Raw genomic sequence first — 17,561 nt, 5'->3', positions numbered from 1 at the left:
ATGAAACAGACGGAAGATACCGGTTCGGAAACCCGAACGGAACGATCGGACGAATCGCACAGTGACCAGAACGCAGTCGACGCGAGCGCATCGGGCAACCGGATTCAACTCGACGGCGTCCGGAAGACGTTCAACGACGGCTCGGTCGTCGCTTGTGACGACGTGAACATCGAGATCGACGAGGGCGAGTTCGTCGTGCTCGTCGGTCCGTCCGGCTGCGGGAAAACGACGACGCTCCGGTGTATCGCTGGATTGGAGGAGCCGGATCGGGGCGACATCACCGTCGGCGGCGAAGACATCACCGGCTTAAAATCCAAAGACAGAAACCTCGCGTTCGTCTTCCAGAGCATCGCGTTGTTCCCGCACATGAGCGTCCGGAAGAACATCCGGTTCGGACTGGACATGAACACCGACCTCTCGAGCGAAGAGAAGACCCGCCGCGTCGAGGAGGTCGCCGAAACGCTCGGCCTCTCCGAGACCCTCGATCGGAAACCGTCGGCGCTCTCGGGCGGCCAACAGCAACGCGTCTCGCTCGGCCGCGCGATGGTGATGGAGCCCGCGGGATTCCTGCTCGACGAGCCGTTCTCGGCGCTCGACGCGAACCTCCGCGACCACATGCGCGTCGAGGTCAAGAAGATCCAACGGGAACTGAATACGGCGATGATCTTCGTGACGCACGATCAGGAGGAGGCGATGACGCTCGGAGACAAGATCGTCGTGATGGACGAGGGGTACGTCCAGCAGATCGGCACGCCCTACGAGATCTACAACGAACCGAACAACAAGTTCGTCGCGGGCTTTATCGGCTCGCCGTCCCCGAACCTCATCGAGTGTACCGTCGAGCGGACGGCCGACGGATTCGAACTCGTCTCCGACTTCGCCGCGATCCCGGCCACGGAGACGCAGGCAGACCACCTCGAACAGTACGCGGGAGAGACGGTCGTCTACGGAATTCGACCGGAGTATCTGGATCTCGAACTCGACCGAGGGGCGTTCGTCGCCGACCTCGACGTCGTCGAACCCCTCGGTGACCGGGACGCCGTCCACCTGTCTGCGGACGGCACCGATCTGTCGGCGGTCACGCCGCAGGGCGAGATCTCGAGGGAGACTGAGCGGGTTCACGTCGACATTCAGACCGAGGAGTCGTGGCTGTTCGAGGAGGACGGGACACGAATCGTCTGATCGGCCTCTTTCTCGCAAATTCACCACAGTTTAGTACTCCAGTCACGAACACTACAGATAACAATGACACTACCTGACACAGCGTATGAAGCGGCGGCCGAAGGGGCCGAGATTGCGCACGGCTACTTCCGCACCGACTTGGACGTAGAAACCAAAGACTCGAAGATGGACTTCGTCACCAGAGCGGACACCGAGACGCAACACCGCGTTATCGAGATCATTCGCGACGCGTATCCGAACGCGACTATCGTCGGCGAGGAAGAAGACGAGTTGAAGTCCGTTCCCGAGGACGGCAACGCGTGGGTGATCGATCCGATCGACGGGACGACGAACTTCGTTCGCGGGACACGGCTGTGGACGACGACCGTCGCCGCTGTCCGCGACCACGAGACCGTCGCAGCAGTGACCGTTGCCCCGGCGCTCGGCGATACGTTCGTGGCGGATGCCGACGGCGCAACCTTGAACGACGAACCGATCGCCGTCAGTCCTCGAACGGATCTCGAGCGGTTTACCGTCGCACCGATCCTTCGGTACGGTCCCGAACGCGACCAACAGTTCGGCGACCTCCTCCGGGAGTTGATACGCCAGTTCGGCGACCTGCGTCGGTTCGGCTGCGCGCAAGTGACACTCGGCATGGTCGCTTCCGGCGCGCTCGATGCGGCCGTGTCCCTGCAACCGGACCCGAACCCGTGGGATACCATCGCCGGCATCGCGCTGGTCAAACGAGCCGGCGGGTCGGTAACCGACCTTGAGGGGAACCCCTGGAAACCGGGTTGTGAAGGGCTCGTCGCGTCGAACGGGAACGCCCACGACGAGGTCGTCGAACGCGTAGGGAGAGCCGTGACGTAATCGAACCCTCGTTCGATATCTCGGGTCCCGCCACACCGATAATAGAGTGTAGCCGGTTCCCGTTCGTTGAAGCGGTATCGACGCGACGAAAGTGCTACTACGTATATCGGTGCTCCAGTGGCTATCAGAGTATCTTTGATGCGCAATGAGATACTCAAGTGGGTACATCGGCTGGCTGACAGCGTTCTAGACCCGCCGACGTCCACAAGAGCGAAGCTCTCGTGCGGCCCATCAGAACGCGAAGCGTTCTGAGGACGGCGAAGCCGTCGCGGGTCGCCATTGATGAGACCGCTGTCAATATCAACGGCGTCTGGTCTTGGGTATATGATGCAATCGACCTAGACTCGCGGTTGATTCTTGATGCCGCAGTCTTCGGATGACGAGGCACCGATCCAGCCGCTGCGTTTCTGCATAAGTTGGCCGAGAAATACCGTCTCGGAGAGATCGCGTTCTCGTCGATGGCTACGCCTATCTGACTTCCCTATCCCGATTAGGGTCGAGCGGTCAGCTCAACTACGTTGATCGAAACCGAATCGAAAAGTGGATTCATACCTTCAAGACGCGCGTTGACCACTTCCATGATTCGTAGGTGGACAATCGGGCGAGTGACAGAGAGTATCTTGGGTAGTTTGTGCATTATCGCAACACATAATGACCGCACCAATCACTTAACGGACAGATGCCATCGGAGGTGCTAAACTAGACAGTGCCTTGGAGGGGATATGTACTGACAGCTGAGTCACTGGCATCAGTATACTTACTCTTACTGCGAGACCAGACAAACAACATCATCAAACACTCCCCGCCACAAAAGGAGAGTTCCGCCGCCAGTTCCGACGCCAGAGCTCGTGTCGTGGGTGGATGTCAAGAGTGAAAGAGCCGAATTCCCGTCAGTGGCGGGGATGCGTCTCGATGTCGGCCCAGACGAGTCGGTGATCCGAGGCCGTACTGACGTCCTCACCGAGGTTCCGCTTCGTTGCGTTCTTGCTCGGCCAGACGACCGACGAAGCGCGAAGCGAGAGGTTCGGTGAGGGGAGAACGTAGTCTATCTGTTCGACAACGCCCTCAAAATCACCGCCGGTCCGTGTCGCGGTCGGGAGACCGCGTTGCGCCCCGCCCGGACTCTTCGGGAGACGGTCGGTATAGAAGTCGTCGTTGTCGACAAAGAACGTCTGGGCAGGAGTGAGCGGACGCTCATCCCGACCCAGGCCCGGCCCCGCATTCATGTCGCCCATCAGGACGTAGGAGGCGTTGTCGTGGAGACCGCCGCGGACGCCACTATCGTCGTAGATATACTCTTCGCCAGCGACGTAATCTGCGAAGAATCGGACTTCGTCGTGATTCCACCTCCCGTTGAAGTTGTTCACACCGTCGAAGCCGGGCGGCGTCGGGTGCGCGAACAGGCCGTGAACCGTCTCACCCTCGACCTCAAACGGAACATCGATGTGAGTCTTCGAAGAGAGCCGATAGACATCGAGTTCCTCCTCCGTGAGGTAGAGCGAAATTTCGCCATCCTCGGGATCCGTGACGACGCCTTCTTCGCCCGCGACCGGAATGAGGTTCCCCGGCATGTCTGCCCATTTAAACGTCTGAAACGAACGAACGCTCGATTCGTCGATCGGATACTTGCTCGCAATCGCGAACGCATAGTGACCCGGATACTCCCCGAACCCGAACGCGTCACCCGGCCGCTCACCAGCCGTTCCGTCCTTGTTGAAATCGTAGTCCTGTTCGGGGAGGACACCTGTATTGCTCTCCGGCTGGAGCGTGTATTCGTAGTTAATACCGCTGAGGTTGTCTCGTTGCGGGACGCTGAGGTAGTTCTCGACGAACGCGTCGATGTTCGCTCTGCCTGTGTATTTTCCCTGCTGGAGGTTGTTGGTGAGTTCGTTGACGACGAGGATGTCTGGCCGGACTTCTTGGATGACTCTGGCGGCCGCTTCTGCTTGTGGATCACCCGGATTTTGAACCTGCTCTGTCTCCAGTTCGATTATGTTGAACGCAGCGTAGCGTGTCCCACGACCCTGTTTTCTGTCACCGGTTCGCTGTCGACCGCTCACGGTACCGACGAAACCGGCTGCAGCCGCTGTACCACCGATCGTCTTGAGTACTTTTCGTCTGGTCTGAGGTCGAAGCATCGAGCGCATCAATGTGACACACTCGCAGTAATATCATAAGAATTTAATGGTAGTTATTGAAAATTGGTTCTGTGCGTTGTAAGCGGAGCTGTTGGTCAGGATGTTCTTCGTCTGGTTGCCTTCGCCGTCGGCAGTCGCTTAGGGGGCGTTTCTCCATCTTTACTGCTCGAACAGTCAGGGTGTTCGCCGTCCCGCTCCACGCGACCGGTTGTTCGATTCGAGAGTCACAAGCGATTCTTCGCTTGCTCGGCGTTGAACGGTCTCATCAAGCAATCTGGCGGTGGGTACATCGGCTGGCTGACAGCGTTCCAGACCCGCCGACGTTCACGAGAGCAAAGCTCTCGTGCGGCCTCTTGGAGAGCTTGCTCTCCAATGGTCGGCGAATCGTTGATTCGACTCAACATCAGAAAGCTTCGCGTTCTGAGGACGGTGAAGCCGTCGTGGGTCGCCATTGATAAGCCTGCTTTCAATATTAACAGTAGCTGGTCTTGGGAATATACTGCAATTAGCCTAGACTCTCGGTTGATTCTTGAGGTCGCAGTCTTCGGATGACGAGGAACCGATCCGGCCGCTACGTTCCTGCATAAGTTGACCGAGAAACACGATCCCTCCGAGACGGTGTTTTTCGTCGATGGATACGTATACCTGACTTTCCCTCTCCTGATTAGAGTTGAGCGGTTAGCTTAAATACGTTGACCGAAACCTGATCGAAAAGTGGTTTCATACCTTCAAGATGCGCGTTGACCGCTTCTATAATTCGTGAATGGTCAGTCGGGCGAGCGTCAGAGAATTACTTGAACAATTTGTACACTACTACAACATACAACGACCGCACCAATCACTTAATGGACAGACACCAGCGAAGGTGCTAAACTAGACAGTGCTCTGCAAAGTTTTTTGTCCACATCCCAGGAAGTATGAGTCGAGGACGTCACAAGACGGTCGACACGGTGGCGAGCGAGCTTGACCGACGGACGGCCGTCCGAAGCGTCGGAGACAACCGATGATCCACGCTACCATCGATCGGAAGGTGATACCCGCGGTCGCTCATCGAACAGTTTACGATATAACCAGTTCGGTCCGCGAGATCGCACTGAGATCGCTCGGACGATTATGAACGGAGACCGACAACCTCAGACGAGACCGATTAATCAACGTCTGAAGGGCGACCTTCCACTCACGGACGCCGCATCCGCCGCCGCACAAATCGACAGCGACGCGACCGTGCTCACAAGCGGGTTCGGCAGCGTCGGCTATCCCAAGCGAATCCCGCTCGCATTGGCCGAGTCGGATCGCGAGTTATCACTGACGGTCGTCAGCAGCGGCAACGTCGGTGACGAGATCGACGTGTCACTCGTTGAGTCGGGCGCGATCGATCGCCGCTTCACGTACCAGTCCTCCGCAGCCGCCCGAGCGGCGACGAACCGACGCGAGATCGCGTTCAGCGACCGGAACGCGTCGTCGATCGGCGACGACATCCAGTACGGCGGCCTCGTCGATCCCGACGTCGCCATCGTCGAGGCGATCGCCGTCGGCGAGGACTGGTTCGTCCCGTCGACGTCGATCGGCCAAGTGCCAGCGTTCGTGGAGGCCACGGACGAACTCCTCGTCGAAGTGAACCACCGCCAGCCGCTCGAGGTCCAGTCGCTCCACGACGTTTACCGCCCCGACGCGCCGCCGAGCCGGGGCCCGATCCCGCTGACGGAGCCGGGCGACCGAATCGGGACATCGGCCATCGGCTTCGATCCCGAGAAGCTCGTCGGAGTCGTGGAGGCCGATCGCGCCGACGACACCTACTCGTTCCGGGAGCCGACTGACGACGACCTCGCGATCGCGGACAACCTCGGAGACTTCCTCGCTGCGGAACTGGAGCGGTCCCCGGCGTTCGAGGACGAGGTCCACTTCCAGTTCGGCGTCGGATCGCTCGGCAACGCGTTGATGGGTGAGTTGCGATCCCTTGAGTTCGGCGATCGGGACGTCGCGTACTTCGGCGAACTGATTCAGGACGGACTGTTCGACATGCTCGACGCCGGCGAACTGGAGTGTGCGAGCGCGACGGCGCTGGCGCTGACCGACGAGGGACAGGACCGACTCTTCGCGGACGTCGAACGCTACGCACGAGACGTCGTTCTCCGGCCGACGGACGTCTCGAACCACCCTGGATTGATCGATCGGTTCGGCGTCATCGGAGTCAACAGCGCAATCGAGTTCGACATCTACGGCAACGTCAACTCGACGCATGTTGGCGGAACGCGGATGATAAACGGGGTCGGTGGCTCCGGAGATTTCAACCGAAACGCGCTGCTCACGATCTGTGCACTGCCGTCGACACACGACGACGGCGAGATCTCGCGCGTCATCCCGATGGCGTTCCACGTCGATCACACCGAACATGATATCGACGTCTTTGTCACCGAGCAGGGGGTTGCGGACGTTCGAGGCTGCTCGCCGATCGAACGCGCCGAACGGATCGTCGATCGCTGCGCTCACCCCTCGTTTGAAACGCGACTTCGCGACTACCTCGACGACGTTCGGGATCAGAGCGCTCACATCCCGCACGATATCCGACGAGCAGCGGAGTGGCGGGACTGATCGCGGCGGTGCTTGAGCAATCGAACCGAATCCGGACGGCGGAAAGACGTGCCGGTCTTATCCGCCGAAGTAGAGGGTGAGCCAGTAGAGGTAACCGGCGGTAAGCCCGATCGCGATGATCGCTTCTGCGACCGAGATGTACGTTCGCCCGTGGGCGTCTCGGAACTCCTGAATCAGCTGCACGCGGCTCCAGATCGGCAGCAACTGGGGCGGGAGGATCTCCTCGAGTCCTCCGACGTTCTCAGTGTCGACCGCCTTTTCGGGAGGGTCGTCCGACGGATTCGTGCTCATTGTCCCACCCCCTGGAAGAACGGCAGATCCATACCGCGGACCATCACCTTCTCCATGACGAAGATACCGACGAACAGGGCGATCCCAGCTAACTTGACGAAGCGACCGGGATAGACCATCACGACGGTCCCGACGACGGTCAGTGCGACGCGCAGCACAACTCGACGGCCGAAGCGCATTCTGAACGGATAGTTGAGGCCGTAGATTATCGCGATGGCGCCGAGGAGAACCAGCGCTCCGGCGATCACGGTCGAGAGTCCGAACGACATAGAAATCATCGCGGGGTTGTAGACGAACGCAATCGGCAGGACGAACAGCGGCGCGGCGATTTTGATCGCCGCGCCACAGACCCGCCAGAAGTTCGCCTCGGCGATCCCGGCCGTGACGACCGCGGCCGTCGCGACTGGCGGGGTGATCCCGGCGAGAATCGCGGCGTAGAACACGGTGTAGTGGGCCGTGATCTCAGGAATGCTGAAGTCTGAGATGAGCGTCGGTGCGATGAGGATCGCGACGATGACGTACGCCGCGACCGTCGGCATTCCGATCCCCATCAGGATGCACACCAGCATTGCGAGGAGCACGGCGAGCAGGAGGACGCCGCCCGAGAGATCGATCAACAGCAGCGCGATCTTGTTCGGTACGCCGGTCACGCTGAAGATGTCGACGACGCCGTTGACCGCCGCAAGAATAATCGCGATCGGCGCAAGGATGATCGCCCCGCGGCGGAACCCGCGGACCGTGTTCCAGAACTGGGCGATGAACTCCGAGACAGCCCCGGAGGCTGAGTCGTCTAGCAGGCGCTGAACCACGGGGAAGAAGACGCCAGTGAGGATCATCGAAACGATAGTCCAGAACGCGGCCGTCATCACCGTGTACTGGGCGATTCCGAGGTAGTACACCAGCACGAGGAAGGGAACGCCGAACCGGACCGCTTCGACGAACTTCTCCCGCTGGGTGAGCTGCTCGTCGAAGAACTCCGTGAAATTCATCTCCTGGCTGCTGGCGTCGCTGATCGCGGTGTAGTGGACAGCGATCCCGATCGACGCGACAAGAATGGCTGCTGGAACGAGCCCGGCGATGACGACGTTGAGATAGGCGACGCCCAGATACGACGCCATGACGAACGCCGACGCGCCCATGACGGGCGGCAGCACCTGGCCGGACGTCGACGCGACCGCCTCGATGGCGGCCGCCCGATGGGGGGCCATCCCGCTGTCCTTCATCGTCGGAATCGTGAATGAGCCCGTCATGGCAGCGTTCGCGGTATAGGAGCCGTTGATCGACCCGATGACAGTCGAGGCGAGCACCGCCGTCTGGGCCACGCCGGACCTGATGTAGTTCGCCGACTCGATCGCGACGCGAAGGATCAGATCGAACGCGCCGTAGGCGAACAGCAGGCCTGCGTACAGGAGGAACGGCGCGATCCACGCGGCGGTCAGCTGCGTGAGGCTCCCGTAGAAGCCGTACAGGTCGGTAACCAGCGACTGCAGGAGCGTCAGCTCGGTCATCCCGCCGTGGCCCAGGATCCCCGAAATCGCGTCGCCGTACATCCCGTAGAGGATGACCCCGCCGACGAGCCCGAGGAACAGGTTTCCGAACTCGCGCCACGTGAGGTACAGTATCGAGAGGATGATGAGCCGCGCCAGCATGTACTCGTGCTCGAGCGCGTAGCCCTGTTGCTGGACGTAGACGCGGTCGAAGTTCAGGGCGAAGTACACCGACGCCGTGATGAGCACGATCGAGGCCGGCAACAGGACGGCAGCGTCGATTCGGTCGCCCTCCTCGAACGCTTGCCGCGACTGGTCGAGCGCATACACGGTGAGGATCGCCCCGATGAAGATGACACCGTACTGTACGCGGCCCCACCCCTGCGTGCGCGCCCAGTAGAGGACGATCGCCCAGAACACGATCGCACTAACCGTGACGCCGACGTCGAGCACACGGGGGACTCTCGATACCACCGACCGTCCGGATTCCGTTTCTGAATTCATCGTGTAGTGTGGCCTCGTATCCTATCTGGTGTCCCCTCGTCGATTCCACCGGTCGATCACTCCGGGCTGGGGAGGCTGTCGTCCCAGACGTCGTTGTCCTGGTAGTACTCCACGGCACCGGGATGGAAGGGAAACTCCTCTCCCTCGAGGGCTTGGTTGAGCATGTCTTCTGTCGATTCGTAGTCGTTGAACTGTTCTTCTCCCTCGTTGACGACGTCGTTGTGCTCGTCGACGACGCGACAGAGTTCGTAGACGGCGTCGTCGCCGGCGTCGTCGTGGAAGACGTAGTTGACCTCGAGATTCCAGGTAAACACCTCGTCGGTGCCGATGTCCTGCTCGAGGCCCCAGTCGTCGTAGGCGATCCGCGAGGTCCCGGCGCCGGCGTACGACTCGGCCGACTCGACCAGCGCGTCGGTCTCCTCGACGTAGTGGACGTTGACGCGGGCGTCGTACTCGGTCACGAAGCCGGTGTACCTGACCGGCGGGGTGCCGTAGGCGATCGCGGCGTCGATGCGCTCCTCTTCCATCGCTCCCGGCGCGTCGTCGACGCCCATGTCCATGATGTTCATCTCGTCGAAGACGTCCGCCGTCGGGTCCTGGCTCCAGACGTCGAGCGTCGTGGCGCGCGTCGAGTACCCCGGTTCGGCCGGGTAGACGTTCGCGCCGGCGAGGTCGTCGAACGTTTCGATGCCCGTTCCGTCGCGGGCGACCACGTAGATGCTGTAGGGGAACGCGGAGAACCCCTGGTAGGGGATCGAATCGACGCCCTCCTCCGCGAAGTCGCCGCGGTCCTCCGCCGCCTTCGACATCGAGTTGTTGTCGACGATGCCGGCGTTGAACTGGTCCTGATCGAGCCGGTAGAGCGTCCCGATATAGCCCGGGCTCTCGACCGTCGAGTACGAGAGTTCATCGCTGCTCTCGCTCACCGCCCGTTCGACGGCGAGTCCGACGTCCTGCGTGCCACCCGCAGACGTCCCGACGCGAAGCTCCATTTCGTCACTACCGCCGCCACCCAGACAACCGGCGATGCCGAGAACGCTCGCCGCCGCTGCCCCTCGAAGGAACCGCCGTCTAGTTGCACCATCTTCTGGCATGTCCATTAGTGGTATCACATGGCACGGTTAACAATCTATCTCTTGGTTTCCGCCGACCGGAAGGGAAATAATCACAGGGGGATGATATAAGGTTATTAAACATCGATGAGGGAGACTTATCGAGTGGTCCGCGAGAGGACGGAGAGCCCCCATCACTGTCGTCAGTGGCGGACCCGTCTCAACGAGAGACTAACAACCGATGAGAACGATTTCGGCAGTTCCGCACGATCGAGCCGCACGCTCGAGTATTCGGTCGTTTCCGATCGGTAGTCGTTAGATGTCTCACGCAGCGGGAGACAGCGATCGACCGTCCGATCCGACTCCCCGCGAACGGATCTTCCGCTCGCTACGCGAAACCGTCCGTCCCCTCGAGTCGGTGCTCCTCGGCGACGGTGTCGTCCAGTTCGATGCCGAGGCCGGGCGCCTCCGGCACTTCGATGTAGCCATCTCGGATGAGCGGGTCGTTGCGGGTGTGTAGCTCGTCCCACCAGTCGACTTCGAGGGCGTGGTACTCGAGGAGGTCGAAGTTCGGGATCGCCGCACCGAGGTGGACGCAGGCCATCGTCCCAATCGGACTGCAAACGTTGTGCGGGGAGAGCGGGATGTAGTTCTCCTCGGCTCGATCCGCGATCCGTATCGTCTCGCCGAGCCCGCCGACGGTCGTTGGGTCCGGTGTCGCGATATCCACGCCGTGGCCGTAGATCAGCTCGGAGAGTTCGTAGACCCGGAAGCGGTTCTCGCCGGTCGCGACCGGCGTTTTTGTTGCCTTCGTGACCTCGATCTGGGCCGCCGTGTTCTCCGGCGGGATCAGGTCCTCGAGCCACATGAGCTCGTACGGCTCGAGCTTGTGAGCGAGGCGTTTGGCGCTCTCGACGGAGTAATCCCAGTGGCAGTCGAACGCCAGATCGACCTCGTAGCCGATCCGCTCGCGGACGGCCTCGACGATCTCCCGCTTGCGTTCGATCGCGCCGTTACTGAGCCGACCGTTGAACGGGTCCGGATCGTTGTCCTCCTCGAGATCGAGGTCGAACTTGAGCGCGGTGAATCCCATGTCCACGACGCGCTCGGCTTCGTTCGCGTACGCCTCGGGGGAGTACGCGTCGGCGTCGGCGTACTCGGTGTAGCCGTCCTCGACGGCGTAGGCCTCACCCGCGTGACAGTCGCAGTAGATCCGCACCTCGTCGCGGAACTTCCCGCCAAGGAGCTGGTAGATCGGCAGCTCGAGGAGCTTCCCAGCGATGTCCCACAGCGCGATCTCGATGCCCGAAGCAGCTGTGATGACCTTGCCGGTCGTCCCGCCGTGGCCGGACATCTCCTGTATGATCCGCCTGTAGAGCCGTTGCACATCGAGCGGATTCTCACCGATCAGGAACCGCTTCGTGTACTCGACGAGTTCGGGAACGCCGCCGCCCCGATAGGCCTCACCGATCCCCGTCACGCCGGCGTCGGTCTCGATCCTGATCAGGTTCCACTCGAAGTTGCCGTCGACGACGCAGGTCTGGATGTCGGTTATTTCGACGTCGCGATCCGCGTGTCGGTTCGATATCTGGTTGGAGAAGTCTTTCATTGGTGTCGGTGTGGTCTGTGGCTGTTCGTCAGTTCGTCTGCTCGAACTGCTCGAGCGCGTCCTCGTCCAGTCGCACGCCGTGGCCGGAGTCGTCCGGGAGCGGAATCGTTCCCGTCTCGTCGGGTCGAAGCGGACGGTCGACGATATCGTCGAACACCTTCACGTCCATGTCGCGGTAGAAGTACTCGACCCAGAGCCCGTTCTCGATGGCGCCAAGCAGTGACGCGTGCAGGTTCCAGTTGTAGTGTGGCGCGATCCGAATGTCGTTAGCCGCCGCGTAGTGGGCGATCTTGAGCCACTCCGTGATCCCGCCGCAGACGGTTGCGTCGGGCTGGAGGATATCCGCAGCGCCGTCGGCGACGAGTCGCTCGAAGGAGTAGCGCGGCCCCTCGAGTTCGCCGGTCGCGACGGGGTACGGGATGGCGTCGTTGACCGCCGTCATCGCGCCGATGCTGTCGGCCATGACCGGTTCTTCGATGAAGTACGGATCGTACGGTTCGAACGCGCGGCACGCGCGGATCGCTTCCGTCCCGCCCGACCACGCGCCGTTCGCGTCGAGTAACAGGGTCTGCTCGGGGCCGATCTCCTCGCGGACGGCCGCGACCCGATCGGCTTCCTCGGAGATCGACAGCCGGCCGACTTTCATCTTCACAATGTCGTGGCCCTCGTCGATATAGCGCCGCATCTCGTCGCGGAGCCCCTCGTGGCCCTTCTCGTCGCGGTAGTAGCCCCCGCTCGCGTAGGCGGGGACCGAATCGGCGTGGCCGCCGAGGAGCTTGTACAGCGGCTGATCGGCTGCCTTCGCCTTGATGTCCCAGAGCGCAATATCGACCGTTGAAATCGCTCGGAGCAGGATCCCCGACCGGCCGATCTGGACTGTCCCGTCGAACATCTCGCGCCACAGCCGCTCGGTATCTCGCGGGTCTGCGCCGGCGACGATCGGCTCGAGGAGCGACTCAGCCGCCTCCGCGATGAGGCCGGCCCCCTCGTAGCCGAGCGAGTAGCCGACACCCTCGAGTCCGCTCGCGGTCCGGACGTACGTGATCGCGTGGTCCCGATACGTGAGGGTCCGATTCGAAAACGATACTGGCTCTTCCAGCGGTATCGCTACCGGGAAAGATTCGATGCGGTCGATCTCCATACTGGTTGAACGGGAATGTGCAGTGAAACCGATTCACATACAGAAAAATATTGCGGGCGAAGACCAGCCCGTCGAGACGAGAGGCACCCCGTTCGCGGCAGTGCGAGCCGTCCGACGCGGTCCTCGCCGGTCACCGACGGACGATCCTGGGCGTGATCGACCCGCAATCGATGATGGAACGGTCGTATTCAGGGCCACGGTCACTCGACGACGTGATCAGTCGAGTTCTCGGAGGCCGAATAGGTAACGTTTAGTTCGAGTTCGTTCGCGGCCGCCAACAACATGTCCGGGACCTTCTCTTCTAGTCGCTCGCCCTCGAGCCGGTGAGAGGGGCCGGCGACCGCGAGTGCACCAAGGACCGATTCGTCGCGTTTGACGGGAACTGCGATCCCGTTGATCCCGTCGACGTGTTCCTCCCGGTTGAAGGCAACGCCGCGCTCGCGAACCCGCTCGAGTTCGGCGTAGAGTTCCTCGCGGTTGGTGATCGTGTTCTCGGTCAGCGCCGGTAGTTCCCACCGGTCGAAAATCTCGTCGACGTACTCCCGGGATGAGTGCGCGAGGATCGACTTGCCGGCCGACGAACAGTGGAGGTGGATCTGCCGACCGATGTCGAACCCGGCGCGGACGGCCTTACTGCCGGTCGCCACGTGGAGATAGATGCCGAGTCCGTGGTCTTCGACGACGAACTGTGATCGCTCCTGCGTCTCCGCTGCGAGGGTCTCGACGTGCCGTTTCGCCATCGCGTAAGCCGGATCCCTCGTCCGTGCCGCCCGCCCCAGTCGCGCGAATCGGAGTCCGAGCTGGTACCGCTCCCCCTGCCGCGAGACGTATCGGAGATCCCAGAGCGTGTTGAGGTGGCGATGGGTCGTGCTCTCGGGGAGATCGAGCTCCGCGGCGATTTCGGAGAGCCGGGAGGGACCGTTCTCCTGAAGCGCGTGGACGATCTCGAAGCTCGTCTTCGTGCTGCCGACCCGGTTGCCGCCGTCTCGGTGTGTCATACCAACCCATACTCTGCTGATGACTAAAAAATTCCGCAATGTGGAACCGGTACCCGCAGACGACCGCTGTACATCCGTCGGATGACGGGTTGGGCCCCGGCGCAGACGGACCGAAGCATAATTGAGCTGGATGTGAGTTCCGCATCGTGGAACCGTCCGTCGGCGAGATCGGAGCCGTGTTCCGGCTGTGTTACATCTATATGGATGTAAAATCACAGGCACGCATGTGATAGCATATAGCATCCCGTTTCGCGACTGCCTCAACGACGCCGAGAGCAAGCGCTCTCGCCCGTTTCCCGTTCAAATTCCGCGATTCGGAATTGAGGGGAGCGCCGATCCATGGATCGACGAGGGTTGCATCGGGGAGACGCGACTACGACGAGCGGTCTGTGACGGAAGACACGCGTTACCGCAACACAAACCTTTTTTCTCCTCTCGTAGAGGAGTATGGACGAATGGATTTACAGCTCACCGACAACGCAGCGCTCGTCACGGCCTCCTCGAGCGGTCTCGGGAAGGCCTCTGCGACGGCGCTCGCTCGCGAAGGAGCCAACGTAGTCATCAACGGACGCGACGCTGACCGTCTCGAGGCCGCGAAAGCCGAGATCAAGGAGGTCGCGTCGGGACAGGTCGTCGCCCAGCCGGGCGATCTAACGGACGAAGACGGCGTTAAGGCGCTTGTCGAGACGACCGTCGACGAGTTCGGCGGAATCGATCACCTCGTCACGAGCGCGGGCGGTCCCCCGTCCGGTCCGTTCCTAGACACCGACGACGAGGAGTGGTACGAGGCGTACGATCTGCTCGTGATGAGTGTCGTCCGCCTCGCTCGCGAGGCCGAACCCCATCTCCGGGACGGCGAGGGGACCATCGTGAACATCACGTCCCGGAGCGTCAAGGAGGCCATCGACAGCCTCGTCCTATCGAACTCGGTTCGTATGAGCGTCATCGGTCTCGAGAAGACGCTCTCCCAGGAATTCGCTCCGGACATCCGGACGAACGCCGTTCTGCCCGGTCCTCACGAGACCGAACGGATCGAGAACCTCGTCGAGCAGGCGGTCGAACGCGGCGACTACGACAGCTACGAGGAGGGGCTCGACGACTGGGCGACCAACCCGCTCGACCGGATCGGCGATCCGATGGAACTCGGAAACACCGTCGCGTTCCTCTCCTCGCCGGTCTCGGGATACATCAACGGGGAAAGCGTACTGATCGACGGCGGATCAACGGGGGCGAACCTATGAAGCCGGTCGATTTCGACGACGCCGAGACGTATGAGCCCGAAAACGGCTGGCGGCGCGTCTCGATGGCTGGCAGCGACCGGTTCTCCTTCGAGTGGTTCGAGAAACCGCCCGGACACAGTTCGCCGATGCACGACCACGAGAACGAACAGGTCTGCCTCTGCCTCGAGGGCGAGCTTACGGTCGCGACCGAGGACGACGAAGTGACCTTGGAGCGGTTCGACTCCGTCTTGCTCGAGGCCGACGAACCCCACCGCGTCGAGAACACGGGCGACGAACTGGCTGTCGGTCTGGACGTGTTCGCACCCGGCCGCTCGTTCGACTTCTGGACCGACAGGGACGAATGAAGTACCTCGCACGAACCGCCGACGGTCGGCCGCTCCTCGGCGACGACGAGGGATTCGTCCCGCTCTCGGCGGCCGTTCCGGACGCGGAAACCGTCCGCGACGCGCTTCCCCGCGCCGCGAGCGGGACGCTGCCCGACGTTGACGACGCGCCCGCCGACAGGGTCGATCGTGCCCACGTCCGGTTCGGACCGCCGCTCTCGCGGTTCGGAAAGCTGTGGGGAATAGGACTAAACTACGCCGAACACGCCGGCGATCTGGACGAACAGCGACCCGACGAACCCGCGAGCTTCCTGAAACCGAACACCGCCGTCACGGGTCCGGGCGGGCCGATCCGGCTCCCACCGACCGACCAGAGCGACCACGTCACGGCGGAGGCCGAACTCGCCGTGGTGATTGGCCGGGAGTGCCGAACCGTCGACGAGGCGTCGGTCGACGACGTGATCGCCGGCTACTTCCCGGTCATTGACATGACCGCCGAGGATATCTTGCAGCGGAACCCGCGATTTCTGACGCGGGCCAAGAGCTTCGACTCGTTCCTCGTCGTCGGCCCGACGATCGCCGTTCCCGACGACCCTCCGGCACTCGAGGAGGTAACGGTCCGAACGATCGTCAACGAGACGGTCGCGGCGGAGAACGAGGTCCGGAACATGCTGTTCCCGCCCCGGGAGATCGTTTCGTTCCACGCCGACGTGATGACGTTACGGCCGGGCGATCTTTTCAGCACGGGGACGCCAGGCGCGGAGCCGATCGAACCCGGCGATCGCGTTCGCGCGACCGTCGAGACCATCGGTGCCGTCGACGCGCCGGTCGTTCGCTGACCGCCGACCGGCCACTCGTGCCGGATCCGCTCACTGCTTGAGAACCCCTCGGCTGGTACAAAGCGAATGAAACCGCCGTTCGAGCGGACGGCGTCGGCGTATTCAGACGGTCGGGTCGCCGCGCTCGAGGGTCGGATCGCCGTCCACGAACCGTACTCGTGTGACGCGGCGCGTCGCCGAGGGAACCGATTCGATCCCGGCTTCGGCCACTGGCGAAAGATTTTACCGGCTGGTATCGGTTTGAGAGAGTAATGACGGTAGCGAACGGTCTCGACGACCGAATAGAGAGCTCCGAAGAGATGCGTGTCGCCATCGGCACCTACAAACCGGTGACGGAGGACTTCCTCCGGTTCGCCTCGCAGCTCGGGGTGTTGGACGTACTCGTAACGCCGCATCGCCACGAGGGATTCGAATCAGCGCTCCCACTCGGGACGGCGTGGTCGGCGGACGAACTCGACGGCCTTCGGCGCCGAGCGAACGACGCGGGCCTCCGACTGTACGGCGTCGAGAAGCTCCCGATCCCCCTATACGAGATCCTTCTCAACGATGGCGATCGGCAGGCCCAGCTCGACGTCATCACGGAGACGATCAGGAACATGGGTGCCGCGGGGATCCGCGTGCTCGGCTACAGCGGTCACCCGCCCGACGGCGCAGTTAGAACTATTCGAGAGTACCCCGTTCGGGGTGATGCGAAGGCGTCCGCGTTCGACATCGACGATATCGAGACCGTCTCCCGGAGCGAGATCCAGCGCGACATCACGGAGGCCGAGATGTGGGACCGATACGAGGAGTTCCTTGAGAAAGTGATCCCCGTCGCGGAGGAAGCTGGCGTGAAACTCGGTGTCCATCCGAGTGATCCGCCAGTCGAGGAGCTGTTTGGAATCCCCTTGCTCTTCCGAAATGCGGAAAGCTTCGAGCGGGCGCTCGAGATTCGGCCGAGCGACAACCACGGATTGAAGCTCTGTCTCGGCTGCTGGTCGGAGATGGGCGAGGATATTCCCGAGGTGATTCGACGCTTCGGGGACGAGATCGTCTACGTCCACTTCCGAGATGTCGTCGGGACCGTTCCCCGGTTCCACGAGACCTTTGTCGACGACGCGGACGGGAACTTCGACGAGTACGAAGTCATGCGGGCGCTCGACGAAGTCGGATTCACGGGCGTGATGACGCCCGACCACGTCCCGCTGATGGAGGGAGAGACCGACTGGGAGTTCGGGAGCACGCTCGGACGGTCGTACACCGTCGGCTACCTCAAGGGAATGTGCAAGTCGTTCCGATGAGACCAAGACCGAAGCGACGGGCCGTGTCGCGGCGG

At 62.0% G+C, this 17,561-nt stretch carries 14 protein-coding genes and 3 pseudogenes; 10 read left to right on the top strand and 7 right to left on the bottom strand.

All coding sequences use genetic code 11. The annotated features are described in order from the left end of the window. The 3 genes and pseudogenes from HYG81_RS42015 to HYG81_RS42005 all read left to right on the top strand — a co-directional run. The gene (locus HYG81_RS42015) at positions 1 to 1,182 is read left to right on the top strand and encodes an ABC transporter ATP-binding protein (RefSeq protein ID WP_340674453.1); all 1,182 of its coding nucleotides are present in this window, start codon (positions 1 to 3) and stop codon (positions 1,180 to 1,182) included. Between the two features lie 63 nt (positions 1,183 to 1,245). Further along, complete coding sequence (locus HYG81_RS42010) at positions 1,246 to 2,031, top strand: inositol monophosphatase family protein (RefSeq protein ID WP_226778113.1); 786 nt, start codon at positions 1,246 to 1,248, stop codon at positions 2,029 to 2,031. Positions 2,032 to 2,181: 150 nt separating this feature from the next. Then, a pseudogene (locus HYG81_RS42005) lies at positions 2,182 to 2,683 on the top strand (DDE-type integrase/transposase/recombinase); the annotation flags it as partial. Between the two features lie 238 nt (positions 2,684 to 2,921). Here the strand turns inward: HYG81_RS42005 and HYG81_RS42000 are convergent. Further along, a complete protein-coding gene (locus tag HYG81_RS42000) occupies positions 2,922 to 4,169 on the bottom strand; it encodes an endonuclease/exonuclease/phosphatase family protein (protein WP_226778396.1) in 1,248 nt (415 codons plus the stop codon). A 161-nt stretch (positions 4,170 to 4,330) separates the two neighbouring features. Here HYG81_RS42000 and HYG81_RS41995 point away from each other — a divergent pair. The 3 genes and pseudogenes from HYG81_RS41995 to HYG81_RS41985 all read left to right on the top strand — a co-directional run. Continuing rightward, a pseudogene (locus HYG81_RS41995) lies at positions 4,331 to 4,496 on the top strand (IS6 family transposase); the annotation flags it as partial. Positions 4,497 to 4,601: 105 nt separating this feature from the next. Next, a pseudogene (locus HYG81_RS41990) lies at positions 4,602 to 5,046 on the top strand (integrase core domain-containing protein); the annotation flags it as partial. A gap of 236 nt (positions 5,047 to 5,282) precedes the next feature. After that, positions 5,283 to 6,761 carry an acetyl-CoA hydrolase/transferase C-terminal domain-containing protein gene (locus tag HYG81_RS41985; RefSeq protein ID WP_226778112.1) on the top strand — a complete coding sequence of 493 codons (1,479 nt, stop codon included), beginning with the start codon at positions 5,283 to 5,285 and terminating at the stop codon, positions 6,759 to 6,761. Between the two features lie 57 nt (positions 6,762 to 6,818). Here HYG81_RS41985 and HYG81_RS41980 read toward each other — a convergent pair whose 3' ends face one another. From HYG81_RS41980 to HYG81_RS41955, 6 genes are all read right to left on the bottom strand, one after another. Beyond that, positions 6,819 to 7,052 (bottom strand): hypothetical protein, encoded by a 234-nt coding sequence (locus tag HYG81_RS41980; protein ID WP_226778111.1) that lies wholly within the window; start codon positions 7,050 to 7,052, stop codon positions 6,819 to 6,821. Next, entirely contained in the window at positions 7,049 to 9,043 is a 1,995-nt protein-coding gene (locus tag HYG81_RS41975) for a TRAP transporter permease (RefSeq protein WP_226778110.1), read from the bottom strand. Before HYG81_RS41975 ends, HYG81_RS41980 begins: the two co-directional genes overlap by 4 nt. A 56-nt stretch (positions 9,044 to 9,099) precedes the next feature. Then, a complete protein-coding gene (locus tag HYG81_RS41970) occupies positions 9,100 to 10,137 on the bottom strand; it encodes a TAXI family TRAP transporter solute-binding subunit (RefSeq protein ID WP_226778109.1) in 1,038 nt (345 codons plus the stop codon). Between the two features lie 346 nt (positions 10,138 to 10,483). Beyond that, complete coding sequence (locus HYG81_RS41965) at positions 10,484 to 11,704, bottom strand: mandelate racemase/muconate lactonizing enzyme family protein (RefSeq protein ID WP_226778108.1); 1,221 nt, start codon at positions 11,702 to 11,704, stop codon at positions 10,484 to 10,486. Positions 11,705 to 11,732: 28 nt separating this feature from the next. After that, positions 11,733 to 12,845, bottom strand: coding sequence for a mandelate racemase/muconate lactonizing enzyme family protein (locus HYG81_RS41960; protein WP_226778107.1), 1,113 nt, complete (start codon positions 12,843 to 12,845; stop codon positions 11,733 to 11,735). 200 nt (positions 12,846 to 13,045) lie between these two features. After that, complete coding sequence (locus tag HYG81_RS41955; RefSeq protein WP_226778106.1) at positions 13,046 to 13,843, bottom strand: IclR family transcriptional regulator; 798 nt, start codon at positions 13,841 to 13,843, stop codon at positions 13,046 to 13,048. Between the two features lie 455 nt (positions 13,844 to 14,298). Between HYG81_RS41955 and HYG81_RS41950 the strand changes: the two genes are divergently transcribed. From HYG81_RS41950 to HYG81_RS41935, 4 genes are all read left to right on the top strand, one after another. Next, on the top strand, positions 14,299 to 15,084 hold the full coding sequence (locus HYG81_RS41950) for an SDR family oxidoreductase (RefSeq protein WP_226778105.1): 786 nt from the start codon (positions 14,299 to 14,301) through the stop codon (positions 15,082 to 15,084). Next, entirely contained in the window at positions 15,081 to 15,428 is a 348-nt protein-coding gene (locus HYG81_RS41945; protein WP_226778103.1) for a cupin domain-containing protein, read from the top strand. The genes HYG81_RS41950 and HYG81_RS41945 overlap by 4 nt, the downstream gene beginning before the upstream one ends. Continuing rightward, the gene (locus HYG81_RS41940) at positions 15,425 to 16,246 is read left to right on the top strand and encodes a fumarylacetoacetate hydrolase family protein (protein WP_226778102.1); all 822 of its coding nucleotides are present in this window, start codon (positions 15,425 to 15,427) and stop codon (positions 16,244 to 16,246) included. The genes HYG81_RS41945 and HYG81_RS41940 overlap by 4 nt, the downstream gene beginning before the upstream one ends. 251 nt (positions 16,247 to 16,497) lie before the next feature. Further along, positions 16,498 to 17,526, top strand: a complete 1,029-nt coding sequence (locus tag HYG81_RS41935; RefSeq protein ID WP_226778100.1) for a mannonate dehydratase — start codon at positions 16,498 to 16,500, stop codon at positions 17,524 to 17,526. Positions 17,527 to 17,561: the final 35 nt, after the last annotated feature.

The organism is Natrinema zhouii (assembly GCF_013456555.2).
Classification (GTDB): domain Archaea; phylum Halobacteriota; class Halobacteria; order Halobacteriales; family Natrialbaceae; genus Natrinema; species Natrinema zhouii.
Note: the sequence above shows the minus strand (reverse complement) of the source record. Positions and strands in the feature narration are given on the sequence as shown.

Excerpts from the sequence above, each read along its gene's own strand:
- HYG81_RS42015 (WP_340674453.1), top strand. The coding sequence starts at position 1 with ATGAAACAGACGGAAGATACCGGTTCGGAAACCCGAACGGAACGATCG.
- HYG81_RS42010 (WP_226778113.1), top strand. The coding sequence starts at position 1,246 with ATGACACTACCTGACACAGCGTATGAAGCGGCGGCCGAAGGGGCCGAG.
- HYG81_RS42000 (WP_226778396.1), bottom strand. The coding sequence starts at position 4,169 with ATGCTTCGACCTCAGACCAGACGAAAAGTACTCAAGACGATCGGTGGT.
- HYG81_RS41985 (WP_226778112.1), top strand. The coding sequence starts at position 5,283 with ATGAACGGAGACCGACAACCTCAGACGAGACCGATTAATCAACGTCTG.
- HYG81_RS41980 (WP_226778111.1), bottom strand. The coding sequence starts at position 7,052 with ATGAGCACGAATCCGTCGGACGACCCTCCCGAAAAGGCGGTCGACACT.
- HYG81_RS41975 (WP_226778110.1), bottom strand. The coding sequence starts at position 9,043 with ATGAATTCAGAAACGGAATCCGGACGGTCGGTGGTATCGAGAGTCCCC.
- HYG81_RS41970 (WP_226778109.1), bottom strand. The coding sequence starts at position 10,137 with ATGCCAGAAGATGGTGCAACTAGACGGCGGTTCCTTCGAGGGGCAGCG.
- HYG81_RS41965 (WP_226778108.1), bottom strand. The coding sequence starts at position 11,704 with ATGAAAGACTTCTCCAACCAGATATCGAACCGACACGCGGATCGCGAC.
- HYG81_RS41960 (WP_226778107.1), bottom strand. The coding sequence starts at position 12,845 with ATGGAGATCGACCGCATCGAATCTTTCCCGGTAGCGATACCGCTGGAA.
- HYG81_RS41955 (WP_226778106.1), bottom strand. The coding sequence starts at position 13,843 with ATGACACACCGAGACGGCGGCAACCGGGTCGGCAGCACGAAGACGAGC.
- HYG81_RS41950 (WP_226778105.1), top strand. The coding sequence starts at position 14,299 with ATGGATTTACAGCTCACCGACAACGCAGCGCTCGTCACGGCCTCCTCG.
- HYG81_RS41945 (WP_226778103.1), top strand. The coding sequence starts at position 15,081 with ATGAAGCCGGTCGATTTCGACGACGCCGAGACGTATGAGCCCGAAAAC.
- HYG81_RS41940 (WP_226778102.1), top strand. The coding sequence starts at position 15,425 with ATGAAGTACCTCGCACGAACCGCCGACGGTCGGCCGCTCCTCGGCGAC.
- HYG81_RS41935 (WP_226778100.1), top strand. The coding sequence starts at position 16,498 with ATGACGGTAGCGAACGGTCTCGACGACCGAATAGAGAGCTCCGAAGAG.